General features: G+C 40.1%; 13 protein-coding genes, 1 riboswitch and 1 other annotated feature. Of the genes, 11 read left to right on the top strand and 2 right to left on the bottom strand.

Annotated features, from left to right (window positions below; translation table 11 throughout):
* Positions 1 to 208: 208 nt before the first annotated feature.
* The gene (locus CPRO_RS12555) at positions 209 to 1501 is read left to right on the top strand and encodes a hypothetical protein (RefSeq protein WP_066052467.1); all 1293 of its coding nucleotides are present in this window, start codon (positions 209 to 211) and stop codon (positions 1499 to 1501) included.
* A gap of 143 nt (positions 1502 to 1644) precedes the next feature.
* The gene (gene dpaL, locus CPRO_RS12550; protein ID WP_066052464.1) at positions 1645 to 2850 is read left to right on the top strand and encodes a diaminopropionate ammonia-lyase; all 1206 of its coding nucleotides are present in this window, start codon (positions 1645 to 1647) and stop codon (positions 2848 to 2850) included.
* Positions 2851 to 3105: 255 nt separating this feature from the next.
* Here the strand turns inward: dpaL and CPRO_RS12545 are convergent, their stop codons facing one another.
* Complete coding sequence (locus CPRO_RS12545; protein ID WP_066052461.1) at positions 3106 to 4983, bottom strand: LTA synthase family protein; 1878 nt, start codon at positions 4981 to 4983, stop codon at positions 3106 to 3108.
* Between the two features lie 138 nt (positions 4984 to 5121).
* Here CPRO_RS12545 and hemW point away from each other — a divergent pair, with 138 nt between their 5' ends.
* The 6 genes from hemW to CPRO_RS12515 all read left to right on the top strand — a co-directional run bounded on the left by hemW (position 5122) and on the right by CPRO_RS12515 (position 12341).
* Entirely contained in the window at positions 5122 to 6264 is a 1143-nt protein-coding gene (gene hemW / locus CPRO_RS12540) for a radical SAM family heme chaperone HemW (RefSeq protein WP_066052458.1), read from the top strand.
* A gap of 150 nt (positions 6265 to 6414) precedes the next feature.
* Positions 6415 to 7473 carry a heat-inducible transcriptional repressor HrcA gene (gene hrcA, locus CPRO_RS12535; RefSeq protein WP_066052456.1) on the top strand — a complete coding sequence of 353 codons (1059 nt, stop codon included), beginning with the start codon at positions 6415 to 6417 and terminating at the stop codon, positions 7471 to 7473.
* Positions 7474 to 7490: 17 nt separating this feature from the next.
* Positions 7491 to 8084, top strand: a complete 594-nt coding sequence (gene grpE, locus CPRO_RS12530) for a nucleotide exchange factor GrpE (RefSeq protein ID WP_066052452.1) — start codon at positions 7491 to 7493, stop codon at positions 8082 to 8084.
* Between the two features lie 39 nt (positions 8085 to 8123).
* Positions 8124 to 9956, top strand: coding sequence for a molecular chaperone DnaK (dnaK, locus tag CPRO_RS12525; protein ID WP_066052450.1), 1833 nt, complete (start codon positions 8124 to 8126; stop codon positions 9954 to 9956).
* Between the two features lie 86 nt (positions 9957 to 10042).
* Complete coding sequence (gene dnaJ, locus CPRO_RS12520; RefSeq protein WP_066052447.1) at positions 10043 to 11200, top strand: molecular chaperone DnaJ; 1158 nt, start codon at positions 10043 to 10045, stop codon at positions 11198 to 11200.
* A 57-nt stretch (positions 11201 to 11257) separates the two neighbouring features.
* A riboswitch (NiCo riboswitch) is annotated at positions 11258 to 11337 on the top strand.
* A 131-nt stretch (positions 11338 to 11468) separates the two neighbouring features.
* A complete protein-coding gene (locus tag CPRO_RS12515; protein ID WP_200777662.1) occupies positions 11469 to 12341 on the top strand; it encodes a cation diffusion facilitator family transporter in 873 nt (290 codons plus the stop codon).
* Positions 12342 to 12483: 142 nt separating this feature from the next.
* On the opposite strand, the gene CPRO_RS12510 is transcribed toward CPRO_RS12515, so the two are convergent.
* Positions 12484 to 13896: an aminotransferase-like domain-containing protein gene (locus tag CPRO_RS12510; protein ID WP_066052441.1), complete on the bottom strand. Its 1413-nt coding sequence runs from the start codon at positions 13894 to 13896 to the stop codon at positions 12484 to 12486.
* 116 nt (positions 13897 to 14012) lie between these two features.
* Here CPRO_RS12510 and CPRO_RS12505 point away from each other — a divergent pair, with 116 nt between their 5' ends.
* From CPRO_RS12505 to CPRO_RS12495, 3 genes are all read left to right on the top strand, one after another.
* Positions 14013 to 14792, top strand: coding sequence for a PhzF family phenazine biosynthesis protein (locus CPRO_RS12505; RefSeq protein ID WP_066052439.1), 780 nt, complete (start codon positions 14013 to 14015; stop codon positions 14790 to 14792).
* A gap of 258 nt (positions 14793 to 15050) precedes the next feature.
* Positions 15051 to 15308 (top strand) — a binding site (T-box leader).
* Between the two features lie 50 nt (positions 15309 to 15358).
* Positions 15359 to 16822: an anthranilate synthase component I gene (gene trpE, locus CPRO_RS12500; protein ID WP_066054047.1), complete on the top strand. Its 1464-nt coding sequence runs from the start codon at positions 15359 to 15361 to the stop codon at positions 16820 to 16822.
* Positions 16819 to 17382 (top strand): anthranilate synthase component II, encoded by a 564-nt coding sequence (locus CPRO_RS12495; RefSeq protein WP_066052437.1) that lies wholly within the window; start codon positions 16819 to 16821, stop codon positions 17380 to 17382. The genes trpE and CPRO_RS12495 overlap by 4 nt, the downstream gene beginning before the upstream one ends.
* Positions 17383 to 17389 lie beyond the last annotated feature (7 nt).

Raw genomic sequence — 17389 nt, 5'->3', positions numbered from 1 at the left:
ATAAAATATGCTAAAATAAAAGAAAAAGAAAAGTAGGGATAGAATGAGACTGACCATTGTATTTTCTCCATGCAAAGTCATTTTAGAAATTGTTTGCATGGAGTAGATATTTGAAGATGACTTTGCACTTTTATAATTAAGAAAACGTTATAGCTTACCCTAGATGAAAAGGGTTACTAACTTAATGAAAATAAAGGAGTAAAGTATAATGAAGAATCAAAGATTAAGCGAAACAAATGATGTAGTTCATTTTGCATATGAGGAAGTGGATATCACACCTCAGGAACCTATGCAGACCATTGGCTTTGGTCGTGAGGACGAGGAATCCAGAGGGGTGATGGACAGGCTATTGGCTCAGGTTTCCTTATGGAAATATCAGAAAGAGATATGCTGCTTGATTGCCATTGACCATATCGGTTTTTCTAAGGTGCATGGAGATATTTTGCGTAGGGCTATTGGCAAAGTGTTAGGCGTAGAGCAAGAAAAGGTAATGCTTTGTTTTTCCCATACCCATTCGGCACCCAATGACACCATAGAAAAGGAATACGCAGAATTTGTGGACAACCAAATAATGAAAGCTGTTGGGTTGGCATTAAAGAAGTTTATGCCTATGAAAGGGGCATGGGGAAATGCTTATGGGGATATTGGCTTAAACCGTAGATGGGACAACGATGCCTTGGATCGAAGAATTGGTTTTTTTAAGGTAATTGATGCCGAAAGCGGCGATTTAAAGCTGTTGTTATTGAGGCTAACTGCCCACGCAAATGTTTTGAAGGGGGATAATTATTTGATTTCTCCTGATTATTTTGGTACTGTTCGAGATGCCTTACAACAAAGATTTGGGTGCCCCGTTATGGTAACCCAAGGTGCATCTGGCGATGTAGCGCCGAAATATTTTAATTCAAAGCTAACCCCTCCGGATGCGGGAGATGATCGATTTGTTCGGTCTGAGAAGGCATTAAGTCTGATGGCTCAAGAGGTATTGAAGCAGATTTCAGCGGTAATTGATAACATTGCACCAGCTGCTTTCAAAGGATTGGGGATGTATTCCGTGGAGCTTGATTTATTTGCAGATATGCTTCCTTATGAGCGAGCTTTGAAAATTGCCAAAGAGGCGAAACAGTTTGCAGGAATTGACGGTACCTTGTGGTTGGCTGAGGTTTTACAATTGCAGAAAAGTGGTATTAAAACTCAAAAGGAGACCATCGAAATTCAGTATTTTTCTATTGGAAATGGTTGCTTGTGCGGTGTAGCAAATGAAATCATGTGTGAATTTGCTTTGCATGCCCTAGAATTAACTGGAAATGAATATTTTTATTTTGGTGGTTATACCAATGGTTGTACAGGGTATTTTCCTACAGAGGCTGAGTATGACAAAGGGGGATTTGAGGTTTATTGGTCTATGCTGATTTATTATATCTATTTTAATCGGGTATTTCCGCTGAACCGAGATGCTTTCACTTTGCTGATTCAAGGTGCAGTAGAGAACGCACCGCTTTAAAATAATAACATTAAGATGAAATAGTGTGAAAGATGGCGCGGCATTATACAAGGCTGCGCTTTTTCAATTTCTTCTTATATTGCGTGAAAAGGAAAAAATTAGTATACTAAAATAATAAAAAGTTGGCCAGAGGAGGGTTTATATTGAAAGAAGAGTTTAAACTTGTGCAATATCAACGGTTGGGCAGACAAAAGGGTGATTTAAGCCAATTTTGTTTGGAAAAGGCAAAGAGAGTGCAGGAATTTCATAACAGCTTTCCTATTTATCAAAAAACACCTTTGGTTTCTTTTCAAAATACTGCAAAGGAATTGGGATTAGGGAATATTTTCATAAAAGATGAATCCTTTCGATTTGGCTTGAATGCTTTTAAAGTGTTGGGAGGCAGTTTTGCCATAGGAAATTTCATGGCACAAAAAATGGGCAGAGGCATAGATGCTTTTACATACAATGATTTGATTTCTGAGGAAACAAGAAATGTTTTAGGAGAGATGACCTTTGTTACGACCACGGATGGAAATCACGGCAGAGGGGTTGCTTGGACTGCAAAAACCCTAAAGCAAAAGGCTGTGGTTTATATGCCCAAGGGTAGTGCAATTGAGCGTTTGGAAAACATTTTGGCGGAGGGAGCAGAGGCTTCCATTACAAATATGAATTATGATGATGCTGTTCGTTTTGCCCATAGGCAAGCAGAGGAAAAAGGCTGGATCATGGTGCAGGATACAGCATGGAAAGGCTATGAGGATATTCCTTTATGGATTATGCAAGGGTATGGAACCATGGCTTACGAGGCATATACCCAGATGTCGGAAAAGCCAACTCATATTTTTTTGCAAGCCGGTGTGGGTTCTATGGCTGGGGCAGTAACAGCTTTTTTTGCCGCAATATATAAAGAAGACTGTCCCATCATAACCATTGTTGAGCCAAATAAGGCAGATTGCATTTATCGTACCGCAGAGGCAAGGGATGGAAAACTCCACTATGTGACAGGTGAGATGGACACTATTATGGCAGGTTTGGCCTGTGGCGAGCCTTGCAGTATTGGATGGGAAATCTTGAAGGAGTATGGAGACAATTTTATCTCCTGTCCTGATTATGTAGCAGCACAGGGAATGCGTATTTTGGGAAACCCTACAAAGGGGGATGGACGTATTATTTCAGGAGAAAGCGGTGCAGTAACCTTTGGGATTGTTGGGGAAATTATGAGAAATCCCCATTTGAGAGAGTGGAGAGAGAAATTAAAACTTGATGAAAATGCCAAGATATTGTGCTTTAGTACCGAAGGGGACACAGATAGAGAAGGGTATCAATCCGTTGTATGGGATGGTGCGTTTTCAAGAATAAAGAGATAAAAAATCTTTGCTTTATATCACAACTTCACGTTATGAAAAGAGTGGCAATAGCGTTCTATGTTTTCAAGTTGAAGATCATAATATTATATAAAATTCATATGCTTATGAGGGTCAGATGGTTTTAAATAGAAGAGACAAAAGCATTGCGAAAGGAGTGTTTCTAGCATTAGAAAACACTCTTTTTTGCATGAAAAACCCTATGCTCTGAGATATGGATTTTCTTTAAAGCATAGGGGTGGATTCTGTGAAAATAGGTTACTTTATTTCTGAAATATAGTTTTTGCCAATGAGCATATCATAAGTCATGAGTTCATGAAGCTCCCGTATTTGTTCCCGCTTGGTTTTATCGGCATTGGGGGAGTAGAAGTTATAATATTTACTCATAATAGGGCATGTACGATACAATTCCAATAAGAAATTTGTTTGCAGGCACTGGGGAGCATCTATGTAGTCTGCCATAAGAGCAGGCAACAGAAAGGGCGAAACAGATTGGTTGTCTGCCAAATATGCTCTTCCTGTATCATAATTTGTGAAAATCAAATAGGGGGTAGAAAACATGATATGCTTCTCCTCCTCCGACCACTGTGCCGCTGTTGGGCAGGAAATGGTATCGGTCGCCAGATAGGGATCAAAATCATCCCCCAGCGTTGGCAGATGGTCTCCATACCACAGTACAATTGTGGGTTTCTCTCGGCTCATAACATAATCATAAATTGCTTTTAATGCACGATCAGAATCTCTCACACCTGCGGCATAGTTTTCCAAGGTCAAAATCTGCTGGGAAGTAAGGTTATCACCACTCACTTTAATAACCTTATCCTTTTCATCGAATTTATTTTGATACATGCTGTGATTTTCCATAGTAATTGCCATTACAAATACCCCTACATCATGGGGTTGTTCCAACTGATATACAATCTCCTCAGCAATGGTTTCATCGGTAATATATGGTCCGCTGTTCCAATGCTGTTCCGCATGAAGGTCATATTCCCCTAAAAAATCATCGAAACCCATAAGGGGATATGCTTTAGCGCGATCATAAAAGGTTTTTTGATAGGTATGTAGGCCGATTGTATCATAGCCAAGATTTTTATAAACTCTGGGGTATGAGAAAATATCCTTTTTTACATACTGCTGATAAGGAATGTTTCCCGGGGGCAAAGCGCTGGTGGACATGCCTGTCAAAATCTCAAATTCAGGACGAACGGTGCCACCACCAAAGGTTGGGGAAATCATTTTACCGCTTGGGTTTGATTTCGTAATTTTTCTAAAATTTTTTAAAGGGTCATCAGAGAAGGTAACGCCATTTAAAACAGTAGGATCCCAAAAAGCCTCGGAAAGCACTACAACAATATCGGGGTTTTGAAAGGTTTCTCCGCTGTTCTGATTAGGCAGATATTTTTCAAAGGCGTTCTTTATATAACTTTTGCTATAATTTTGCGGTACATTTGTATTTTGAACACTGCCAAAGTTTAGGCAAAAGGCAGTTAGAAAGCCATGCTCAGCGTAAAACGTATTTTGATCTGCTGGTTTTTCAGATGAGATTCCTAAAAAAGGAGACAAACCTTGCTGAACGGTATGGTTCGTCATAAGCAGAATAAAACCCACAAAAAATAAAGGGGAGGTCAATACACGAAATCTCCATTTCATAGAGATTTTGGGAGCTAACAGAAAAAGTAAGATACAATAAAATAATGTGCTGAAAAGAATCTCCCAAAGGGATTCAGGTATCACAATGGTACTTAGAAACTCTCCAAAACTTGAAGCATTTCGTGCCAGATAAATATCCCACGGGAAAAAATGGACTTCTAAAATAGCAAATTTAAAATAATCAACTAAGGAAAAACTAATAAATAGAATGGCGGTGACCAGTGCCGCTAAGGATAAATTAGGTATCACTGCGGCAAAAAAGAGAAAGGCCAACCAAACCAATAGTAAGCCAAAGGCAAAGGAACCTATATCTTTCGTAAATAGTGTATACAATTGTGTTGTATTTCCAAAGGACAGATAGTTTACTGCTAAGGTAAGATACAATGGGAATAAAATTACACTGATCCATTTAAAAAGTTTAAGAACCAGATTGCGATTAAAAAATGCTGTTATCTCCTCTTTCATTTCATGAAAAGCACTCATAGGAAAGACCTCGCAGTTTCAGAATTTATCGATAAAATATATTGATTTATTTTCCACAATTAAAAATTATAGCACAAATTCTCCTTTTTTTTCAAGGAAAGCCTATGCTATGATATGGGAAAGAAAGGATGAGCTATGATGAAAAATATAGGGATATATGTGCATATTCCCTTTTGCAAAAGAAAGTGTCTTTACTGCGATTTTCCTTCCTTTGGAAACATGGAGGATAAATTTGAAGCATACGTCTATGCATTGGAGCAGGAAATAGAAAAGCGTGGAGAAAAAACCAGGGGTTTTCAAGTTTCATCTATTTTTTTTGGCGGTGGAACACCCACAGTGCTTTCTGAAGATTTACTCGAAAGACTGCTGACAAAGATAAACGCTTCTTTTACCATTGTTGAGGATGCAGAGATCACCATTGAAGCCAATCCCGGTACCATCCATGGTAAAATGGGTGAGGCATTGCGAAAAATGGGCTTTAATCGCTTAAGCATGGGCGTTCAGGCATGGCAAAACCGACTGTTATCCACTTTAGGACGCATCCATACCATAGAAGAATTTGTGGATAATTTTCAAAATGCAAGAAAAGCAGGTTTTGACGATATTAATGTTGATCTTATGTTTGCTTTGCCAACGCAAACCTTTACGGATTGGAAGGAGACTCTTGAGAAAATTACGGATTTGAATCCGGAACATATTTCGGCATACAGCCTAATCATTGAAGAAGGAACACCTTTTTATGAAAGATTTGAAAAAGGCGAGCTTGTGGAAACAGAGGAAGTGCTGGACAGAGAGATGTATCATTATGCGGTGGCTTTTTTAGCTGAAAAAGGCTATTATCAATATGAAATTTCAAATTTTTCCAAATTGGGGCGAGAGAGCAGGCATAACAAAATATATTGGCAGACCACACCCTATTTAGGCATGGGTTTAGGTGCCCATTCCTATTTTCAAGGAAGCCGTTTCCACAATACCTATGATTTGGACAAATATATTCTGGCGGATGGGGAAATAAATAGATTAGAAGAAGAACGGGAAATGGTATTAAAAAAGGCCGCCATGGAGGAATTTATGTTTCTGGGGCTTCGCTTGACAGAGGGGGTATCGTTCAAAGTATTTTTTGAGCGCTTTGGCGTGGAGATGACAGAGGTTTATAGTAAGGTGATTTCAGATTTTTTAGAAAGTGATTTATTAAGACAAACAGAAGAGGGAATCGCACTGACGCAAAGAGGAATTGACTTAAGTAATCAGGTTTTTGCAGAGTTTTTATTGGATGAATAAAGAAAATAAATCTTAATATTTTTCTTTGGTAAAATTATAATAAATTTACAATTTGCGCTTGACATATAAGGTGTCAAGTGCTATCTTATGTATATGAATTAGCACTCGTGCTAAGTGAGTGCTAACAATGTAAAAGAGGAGGCGGCTCAGATGTCGTTGAATGACAGAAAAATTCAGATATTACAGGCAATTATCAATGACTATATTGAAACGGCGGAACCAGTCGGCTCCAGAACTATAGCAAAAAAATATAACCTTGGTATCAGTTCTGCAACAATTCGCAATGAAATGAGCGATTTGGAGGAGATGGGCTTTATTATGCAGCCTCATGCTTCCTCGGGGCGTATCCCCTCAGATTTGGGATATAGGCTTTATGTGGATCACTTGATGCAAAAACGAGAATTAAGCTTAGATGAACAAGGTTATTTACAAAGTGTTATTTCCAGAGATATCAGCCAAATTGATTATCTTATGGAGGAAACAGCAAAGGTGCTTTCCGCTTTGACAAACTACACCACCTTTATTTCCGAGCCTGTGGGACAAAGGGCAAGAATTAAACAAATACGGTTGCTGCCCCTGGATATGGCTTCTGTGCTTTTGGTTATTGTAACAGAAGATAATTTTATGAAAAACCATGTAATTAAAGTGGGAACAGCGCCGGATGACGATATTATATTTCAAATTGGAACGTATCTAAACAGGGCTTTTCAAGGCTGTGCATTACAGCAGATTGATCAAGGGGTCATCCAGCGTTTGCAAATTGAGCTGGGAGACTATAAGGGTCTGCTAGGGCCAATCTTAAGAGCTTTGGAGAATACCATGCAAGCGGCGGAAAAGGTTCAAGTTCATATGAGTGGTGCAAAAAATATGTTAGCCTTTCCCGAGTTTTCAGATATCAGCAAGGCCAAGTCGTTATTCCAGACTTTAGAGGAAAAGGATGTTTTGGTTACCTTGCTGGAAGAAAGCAAATGCAATGATCTGCAAATATTAATTGGCAGTGAAAATACTGTGCAAGGCATGAAGGATTGCAGTGTAATTACGGCAACTTATAAGCTGAGTGATGATACCAGAGGTACCATCGGCATTGTTGGACCAACTAGAATGGATTACTCCCAAGTGGTTTCCGTTTTAAACGGAATGGTGAAAAATATTGAGAGAGTATTGCGAAATCTGACGGATAATAATAATAAAGACAATAAAGATGGTTAGAGAAAAGAGGGAATGAAGTGGCAGAAAATAAAGACAGAGAAGAGGCCTTGAAAGAAGAGGTATTACAGGAAGAAATTTTACAGGAAGAAATGGTTGAAACCACAGAACAAGAAGAACAGGAATCAGAAGTGACAGAAGGCGAAATCGTTGACGATACTTCAGAAAAGATTGCGAAACTGGAACAGCAGGCGGCGGAGAATTTTGATAAGTACCAGCGAAGCTTGGCTGAATTTGATAACTTCCGCAAACGCACCATGAAGGAAAAAGCAACAATGTATGATGATGGTGTGAGAGATACAGTAGAAAAGCTTTTAAGTGTAGTTGATAATTTAGAAAGAGCTGTTGCAGCACAAGAAGGCAAGGCGGAAGAAAACGATAGTTTCTTGAAAGGTGTACAAATGATCTTAAAGCAATTTCAGGAGATTTTACATGGTTTGGGCGTAGAAGAAATTAAAGCCTTGGGTGAAAAATTTGACCCCAACTTACATGCGGCGGTAGCCCATGAAGATGATGAAAACTATGGAGAAAATGAGATTATTCTGGAAATGCTAAAGGGTTATCAATATAAAGACAAAGTCATACGCCATAGTATGGTGAAGGTCGCTAACTAAAAAAATAAGAGATTAATTGATTAATAGGAGGATAAGGTTATGGGAAAAATTATTGGTATTGACTTAGGAACAACCAACTCTTGCGTTGCAGTTATGGAAGGCGGTCAGCCTGTTGTTATTGTAAACAGTGATGGTGCAAGAACAACTCCTTCCGTTGTTGGTTTTGCAAAAAACGGTGAAAGACTGGTTGGTGAGACTGCAAAGCGTCAGGCGATTACAAACCCTGATAATACAATCAGCTCTATCAAAAGAAGAATGGGCGAAAACTACAAAGTAGATATTGAAGGAAAAGGCTATTCTCCTCAGGAGATTTCCGCAATGGTTTTGCAGAAATTAAAAGCGGATGCAGAAAGCTATTTGGGCGAAACTGTTTCTGAGGCGGTTATTACGGTTCCTGCTTATTTTAATGATGCTCAGAGACAGGCAACAAAGGATGCTGGTCGTATTGCGGGCTTGGAAGTAAAGCGTATTATCAACGAGCCTACATCTGCCGCATTGGCATACGGTTTGGATAACGAACATGAACAGAAAATTATGGTTTACGACTTGGGCGGCGGTACATTCGACGTTTCCATTATTGAAATTGGTGATGGCGTTATCGAGGTTCTTTCCACAAATGGTAACACTCGTTTGGGTGGCGATGATTTCGACCAGAGAGTCATTGACTTTTTAGTGGCTGAATTTAAAAAGGCTGAAGGCATGGATTTAAGCAAAGACAAAATGGCAATGCAGAGATTGAAAGAAGCTGCGGAAAAAGCGAAAAAAGAGCTTTCTACAGTAACCACAACCAACATCAACCTTCCTTTCATCACTATGAATCAGGATGGTCCTAAGCACTTGGATGTTACCCTTAGCAGAGCAAAATTTGATGAATTAACAGCTGACTTGGTTGATGGTACTATGGGCCCAGTTCGTCAGGCATTGTCTGATGCAGGACTTAACGCAAGTGAAATTGACAAGGTATTATTGGTTGGTGGTTCCACAAGAATGCCATCTGTACAGGATGCAGTGAAAAAATATACAGGAAAAGAGCCTTTCAAGGGCATTAACCCTGATGAGTGCGTTGCAGTTGGTGCGGCAATCCAGGGTGGTAAATTAGCAGGTGATGAGGGTGCAGGCAGTGTGCTTCTGTTAGACGTTACACCTCTATCCTTAGGTATTGAGACATTGGGTGGGGTTGCAACAAAGCTCATCGACAGAAATACTACAATCCCTACAAACAAAAAACAGGTTTTTTCCACAGCAGACGATAATCAAACAGCAGTTGATATCCACGTTGTACAGGGTGAAAGACCTTTGGCTAAGGATAATAAAACATTGGGACGCTTTAAACTGGATGGCATTGCTCCAGCAAGACGTGGTGTTCCTCAGATTGAAGTATCCTTCGATATTGATGCCAACGGTATTGTAAACGTTTCCGCTAAGGATTTGGGCACAGGCAAGGAACAGAAAATCACCATTACCGCAGGTTCTAACCTCAGCGATGATGAAATCGAAAAGGCAGTAAAAGAAGCAGAACAGTTTGCAGAAGATGACAGAAAGAGAAAAGAAGCAATTGATGCAAAAAATGAAGCAGATTCTTTGATCTTCCAGACAGAAAAGACACTGGGCGAGCTGGAAGGCAAGCTGAGTGATGAAGAAAAGAGCGCTGTAGAAGCTGAATTGAGCAAATTGAAAGATACAGCAAAGGATATGAACGCTGAAACAATGACAGAGGCTGATGTAGAGAGGCTGAAAGCCGCAACAGAAGCGTTGACCCAGGAATTCTACAAGATTTCTGAAAAGTTGTATCAGCAGGCACAGGCAGCTCAGGGTGCAGACCCTAACGGTGCGGACCCAAATGTGGTTGACGGCGAAGGCAAAGAACTGTAAAATAAAAGAGTTCTGCATGGCAAGGGCGGTTATCCGCCCCTGCTTTTGCTGTAAATAGACCTTGAAGGAATAAGGTGGTGAGGAAGTTGGCAGAGAAAAGAGATTATTATGAAATACTGGGGGTAGGCAAAGGCGCTTCTGACGCAGAGCTAAAAAAGGCTTATCGTAAAATGGCAGTGAAATATCATCCTGACCAAAACCCCGGAGATAAAGAGGCTGAGGCAAAGTTTAAAGAAGTCAATGAAGCCTATGAAGTTCTGAGCGATTCTCAAAAAAGAGCGCAATATGACCAGTTTGGCCATTCTGCTTTTGAACAGGGCGGTGCAGGCGGTGGATTTTATGGCCAAGGGTTTGATATGGGAGATTTGGGCGATATTTTCGGCAGCATGTTCGGCTTTGGTGGATTTAGCGGAAGCACCCGCAGAACCGGCCCAAGACGTGGGAATGATATAAATGTAAATATTCAGCTTAGCTTTGCAGAGGCGGCATTTGGCTGCACAAAGGAAATTTCCGTAAGTATATACGATGAATGTGAAACTTGCCATGGAACTGGAGCAAAGACTGGTACCCATGCAGAAAGCTGCCCGAAATGCAATGGCACAGGACAGGAGAGATTTGTTCAACAGTCCATGTTTGGTTCGGTTACCTCAGTGCGTACTTGCAGCCAATGTCAAGGTACCGGGAAGATTATTAAAGATCCATGTTCCACTTGCCGCGGTACAGGTAAGGTGAAGAAGAATAAGAAATATGAAGTGAACATTCCCAAGGGCATCGATAACGGTCAGACCATTCGTTTGGCAAACAAAGGGGAAATTGGTGAAAATGGCGGTGGCTACGGCGATTTACTGGTAACCGTTTATGTACAGCCAGACCCTATGTTTATCAGAAAGGGATTTGATGTGTATTGCGATGTGCCCATTACCTTTGTACAGGCGGCGTTAGGTGGCGAAATCACAATCAAAACCATTGACGGTGAGCAGAAATATAGCGTTAAGCCTGGAACACAACCGGAAACAGTAGTGACTTTAAGGGGTGTTGGTGTCCCCAATTTAAGAAATCCCAAGGTTCGTGGAAACCAGGTTGTAACTTTGAAGGTGCAGATTCCTATAGATTTGAATGAGAAACAGAAAGATTTGTTGCGTCAGTTTTATAAAGATGAGGCTGTAAATACCAATGAAAGTAAGAGTGCCTCCGAAGAAAAAAAATCTTTTTCAGAAAAAATGAAAGATCTGTTTAAGGAGTAAAAACAGGAAAGCATTATTTAAAAATAATACTTGAAAAAAACAGTTTCTTATATTAGAATGTTAAGAACTGATCAGGCAATGGCATAATAGCCATGTGGCCGGGCAAGCAGCAGCAGATAAACGCCTGCGGGACAGTAATATGTTCCTTGTGGGCGTTTTTTATATTATTTTCTCGCCTACATTTGGATAGAATAAAATAGAATTGAAAATGGAGGGTTTTATTTTGGAAGCAGAGAAAAGCAATGCTGAAGAAAATGAGAAAATTGTAATGAGCGTATCCGCAAAATCCATGATAGCAAATATTATTTTGTCCGTTGGCAAGGTGGCAGCAGGTGTGATCGCCAGTTCTGGCGCCATGATTTCTGACGGTATTCATTCTGCGTCAGATGTACTTAGTACCATTGTTGTCATGATAGGATACAAATTATCAGCCAAGGAGTCAGATGAGCATCATCAATATGGGCATGAGAGGATTGAATGCGTTGCGGCATTGATTCTAGCGGGCATTTTATGTGCAACAGGGATTGTCATTGGTTATGAAGGTGTTCTGAAAATCATTCATGCCAATGAGTTGAACTTGGCAATGCCGGGAATATTGGCTTTGATTGCGGCAATTGTATCCATCGTTGTGAAGGAAGGTATGTATTGGTATACCAGAGCTGCGGCAAACAAGGTGAATTCAGGCGCTTTGATGGCAGATGCATGGCATCATCGCTCTGATGCTATGTCCTCCATAGGGAGTATGGTTGGTATTATCGGTGCAAGATTAGGCTATCCTATATGTGACCCTTTGGCAAGCGTCATTATCTGTGTTTTTATTGTGAAGGCAGCTTATGATATTTTTATGGATGCTATTAATAAAATGCTGGATACTGCCTGTGACAATGAGACTGTGGAACGCATGCGTGACATTATTCTTTCCCAAGAAGGCGTAACGGGCATCGACCAAATGCAAACCCGCTTATTTGGCGCCAGAATCTATGTAGATGTGGAAATTGCCGCCAACAGACATATGACATTAAGCGAGGCTCATACCATTGCAGAGCAAGTACATGAAGCAATTGAAAATAATTTTCAAGAAGTTAAGCATTGTATGGTGCATGTGAACCCAGCAGAGGAAGATTTGGTAGGGCAGGAATAGAGAAAAAGGATTATTCTTCTTATTGGAATAATCCTTTTTTTGTGGAACTACATTCGTATTTATTTAAATAGATGAATCTTTAATTGCAGATATTATTTACACTTTTTTCTGAGGATAGAATATAAGAAAAATACTTATGTGATTAAATAATGATGGTAAAATCATTTACTTTACGTTCATCCTCAAACAAAAGTCTTTTTAGCTTTTCTAAGCCATATTCTAAATCCTCTTTTGTATCCGCAGAGGAAATGGCAATGCGAAGGAATTGCTCCTTAGGGGGCGTTCCTACTAAAAAACGATTTGAGTGAAACAAATGTATTCCTTCTTCCATAGCTAACTGCTCCATAGGCAAATCATAAAGAGCCTGGGGCAAGGGTAGCCAACGGCAAAAGGAGAGTGGTGTAGGGGAGATACTGGGAAAATATTGTTCGAAAATCAAATTTCTTTTGTAAGCCAGAGATTTCTTTTTTTCTATAATCTCCTCGGCTATGCCGGTATGAATCATATATGCCCCAGTTTCAATACTAATTGATGAGGTTTTCACATTGATATTAAAAATACCTCGGGCAATCAGGGCAGTAAAGCGATGGGGCACAGACATGATTGCAACCCGCAGCCCCGGGCAAATTGATTTTGATAGGCTAGCAATATAACAGCCCTCTTGGGGGCAGAATACCGAAAGGGGTACATAATCCGGCGGTGCCAGAAATGCATAAATATCATCTTCAATCAGGGTTAGGTGTTGGTTTCTGATGATTTTTGCCAAGGCCTCTTTTCGGGGGGTATCCATTAAGGTTCCCACGGGATTGCTATAGGTAGGAACGAGATATACGCCCTGTATCCCTTGCAAGCGACATTGCATTTCTAAATCCTCGGGAAGAATTCCTTTTTCATCCCCTTGAATGGGCACAAGCTTAATATTTAGCATATTTGCAAGCTCAATAAAGTTGGAATAAGTAAAGCGGTCTGTTGCAATTTTATCTCCATGGTGAAATAACGTAATAAGCACAACCGCAAAGGCATTTTGGCCTCCAGTGGTAAAAAAAATATCTTCTGCATGGGGATGTAGCCCGAATTTAGAAAACCACTTTAATGCTGCACTTTTTTGATAGGGAGAGCCGAAGGGGGCGCTATAGTCCAAAAGGGAATCCACCGAACTGTTTGCCAGAACTTTTTTCATTGCATCTTCTGTATATTGATTCATGAAATCCAATGGTTTAATAATCCCGAATTCAATGGTATTTCGATTTGTTTTGGTATCTTGTATGGCGATGGAAACACCGGCATTTGGAGATACGAATGTACCTCTGCCGATAACGGCATATAGAAACCCATTTAACTGACAGAGCTTGAAGGCTTTTGTAACTGTGCTTAAATTGATATCCAAATAGTCTGCAAGTTCCCTTTGGGGAGGCAGCTTTGTATGGGGTACCAATGTACCGTCTTTAATATCTTGCTCCAAAAGCTTTGCCAAAGAAAGATATAATGGCTGTGTTAATTTTGACTTTTCCGGTTTCCAAGACATAGGATAATCTTCAAATGAATTGACAGGCATACTTTTTCTCCTTTTTTGTATGACATACAATTTCCTCCTTGAAGCCATACAATATGCAAATTATAATTGCATTATAGATGCATTTATACAAATTATCAAGGAGAGGAGCGATATTTATGAAATATTTCGTTGTGGATGCCTTTGCGGAAAATGTGTTTGGGGGAAATCCTGCAGGAGTCTGTGTTCTGGAGGAGCAATTGTCAAAAGAAATGATGCAGAGTATTGCCGCAGAGAATAATTTATCGGAAACGGCATTTGTTTTCAAGAGAGAATTGGGAAAATATGATTTAAAATGGTTTACGCCAATAGTGGAGATTGACCTTTGCGGCCATGCAACTTTAGGAGCAGCTTTTGTTGTTGCCAATTTTATAGATAAAGAGGTTGTGAAAATGGAGTTTTCCACATTAAGCGGTATTTTAACTGTGACGAAAAGTGGTGACTTGCTTGAAATGGATTTTCCCAGCTGGATGCCTATGGAGATTAAGGTGACAGAAGAAATGGAAAAAGCCATTGGCGCAAGGCCTTTAGAGGCATACTTATCAAGAGATTTAATTTTATTGCTGGAGGATGAAAAAAGTGTAATAGAGTTAAAGCCTGATTTTGAGAAAGTAGAGAAGCTGAAAGAAGGTATGCTTTTGGTGGCAACTGCAAAGGGGACAGAATTTGACTTTGTTTCCAGATGTTTTGTGCCAAAAGCAGGAATTGACGAAGACCCCGTTACAGGCTCTGCCCACAGCACCTTGATTCCTTATTGGGCGAATAAATTGGGTAAGGAAGAGATGGTTGCAAAGCAGGTTTCCCAAAGGGGTGGCGTATTGCACTGCAAGAACGCAGGGGAACGGGTACAAATTCGTGGCGGCGCCATACTGTATTTGAAGGGCGAAATATTTGTTTAAGAGATACATTGACTAAGCAAAAGGGTTGTGCTAAGGAATGGGCACAGCCTTTTTATATTATTAAACATGCTTAGTTTGCAGGGTTTTACCATTCATAATGCGATTTATTTTCATTGTGTGAAAAAGAAAAATATTTATGGAAAAATCAGAATAAAAATCATTTTCATAAGAAAATTTAGGTATATTTTTAAATATAACTAAATATTATTAAATGAAATACTTGACAGAGAAAAATGCAAGTGCTACAATTAGCAAAAATTGAAACCGTAGAACAAGAAGAGTAGGCATAACAAATCACTTTCAGAGAGTCGTTGGATGGTGTGAAGCGGCAGTGTTGTTGTTCCGAATGGACTTGTGAGGGCGGAAAGAAATCGCTTAGGCGAAAGTAATGTCCGACGGGAACCCTGTCCGTTATCAGTGGGGTGTGTATGTTTGTACATAAAATGAGTGATCTGTATTTTTTTAATACAGGTAATTTGGGTGGTATCGCAGAGGCTATAAGCTTTTGTCCCTTGGTTAAGGGGCAAAGGCTTTTTTTATTACCAAAAATCGAAAGGAGCGCCATTATGAGCATGAAACCAAACGCAGAAACAATTAGCAAGCTGGCAGAAAAATATGAAATGATACCCATTGCAAAGGAGATTTACGCTGATGTGATCACACCGATTTCTTTGTTAAGAAGAATTTCCAAGCATCATCACCGATATTTTCTTCTGGAAAGCATAGAGGGAGGGGAAAAGTGGGGCAGATATTCCTTTCTTGGTTTTAATCCCATTATGCGTATTACCTGCAGGAATGGCGCGGTGGTGGTAGAAGAAAACGGAGAGCGAAAACTAATTGGAGAGGAGCCTTTTGAGGCACTTAGGAAGCTAATGAAGCAATATAAAGCGCCAAAGCTGCCTGATATGCCTCCTTTTACAGGCGGCTTGGTTGGATATTTTGCCTATTCCGTGATTGGTTATTGTGAACCAACATTGGATATTTCCAAAGATGAAATAGACGATTATGATTTTATGCTTTTTGATAAGGTCATTGCCTATGACCACTTGAAGCAAAAAATACAAATTATTGTGAACATGAAAACAGATCAGGTTTTAGAAAACTATGGTGAGGCAATATCGGAGATAGAAAATCTCTCAGCGTTTATAACAAATCAGATGCCTACAGAAAGAGAGACTACAAAAAGCGTGCCCCATTTCACTTGCAATTTTACGAAAGAGGAATTTTGTCAGGCTGTGGAACGGGTGAAAGAATATATCTACGATGGAGATATTTTTCAGGCAGTTATCTCAAGGCGTTTTGAAACGGATTACAACGACAGTTTACTCAATGCCTATCGAGTGCTTAGAACCACAAACCCATCACCTTACATGGTGTTTATGCAATGTGATAATACCCAGATACTTTCTGCCTCCCCCGAGACACTTGTAAAGCTTCGGGATGGAAAGATTTCCACCTTCCCCATTGCAGGGTCGAGACCAAGGGGGTTGACAGAGGAAGAGGATACAGCTTTTGAAAAAGAGTTGATGGCAGATGAAAAAGAGCTTTCTGAGCACAATATGCTGGTGGATTTGGCGAGGAACGATATTGGTAGGATAGCAAAGCCCTTAACGGTTTCTGTTGCTGAATATATGAAGGTCATAAAATATTCAAAAATCATGCACATTTGTTCTGAAGTGAATGGAGAACTGAGAGAGGGGCTAGATGCTTACGATGCAGTCAAGGCAATTCTTCCCGCAGGAACCCTTTCCGGTGCACCAAAGGTGAGAGCTTGCGAGATCATTGAGGAAACGGAACGATGCCCCAGAGGGATTTATGGGGGGGCATTGGGATACATTGATTTTACAGGGAACTTGGATACTTGCATTGCCATTCGTATGGCAGTGAAAAAAAACAACAAGGTTTTTGTTCAGGCAGGGGGCGGCATTGTGGCGGACAGCGTGGGTGAATCCGAATATTTGGAGAGTGAGAACAAAGCTAAGGCAGTCATAAACGCCATTATAAACGCAAAGGAGGCAAATGACCTATGATTGTGGTAATTGATAATTTTGATAGCTTTACATACAATCTGGTACATCTCGCATATCAGTTTGATGATGATATAAGGGTGTTTAGAAATGACAGCATCACTCCCGAGGAGATTGACCAGCTTCATCCGAATAGCATTATTATTTCACCTGGACCTTGCTACCCCCATGAAGCGGGAATCAGTGAAGCGGTCATTCAAAAGCTTGGGAATCAGTATAAGATTTTGGGGGTGTGTTTAGGGCATCAGGCAATTTGTGAGGTTTATGGTGCAAAAATCGTTCATGCAAACAGGCTGATGCATGGTAAACAAAGCGAAATTGAAATAGACAATTCTGCACCCATTTTCGAGAATTTACCAAAGAGAATAAAAGCGGCAAGATATCATTCTCTTGTGGCACAACGGAGCACAATACCTGAAACCCTGGAGATTCTTGGGGAGGTTGATGGGGAGGTTATGGCGGTAAAGGTGAAGGATAAGCAGATTTATGGTTTGCAGTTTCACCCAGAGTCCATTTTATCTCAGTACGGCAGTGAAATTATGAAAAACTTTCTAGAATTATAAATCGGAG

It is taken from the genome of Anaerotignum propionicum DSM 1682 (assembly GCF_001561955.1).
In the GTDB taxonomy this organism is placed as follows: domain Bacteria; phylum Bacillota; class Clostridia; order Lachnospirales; family Anaerotignaceae; genus Chakrabartyella; species Chakrabartyella propionicum.
The sequence above is the reverse complement of the archived record's forward strand: the minus strand, read 5'-3'. Positions and strand labels throughout refer to the sequence as shown.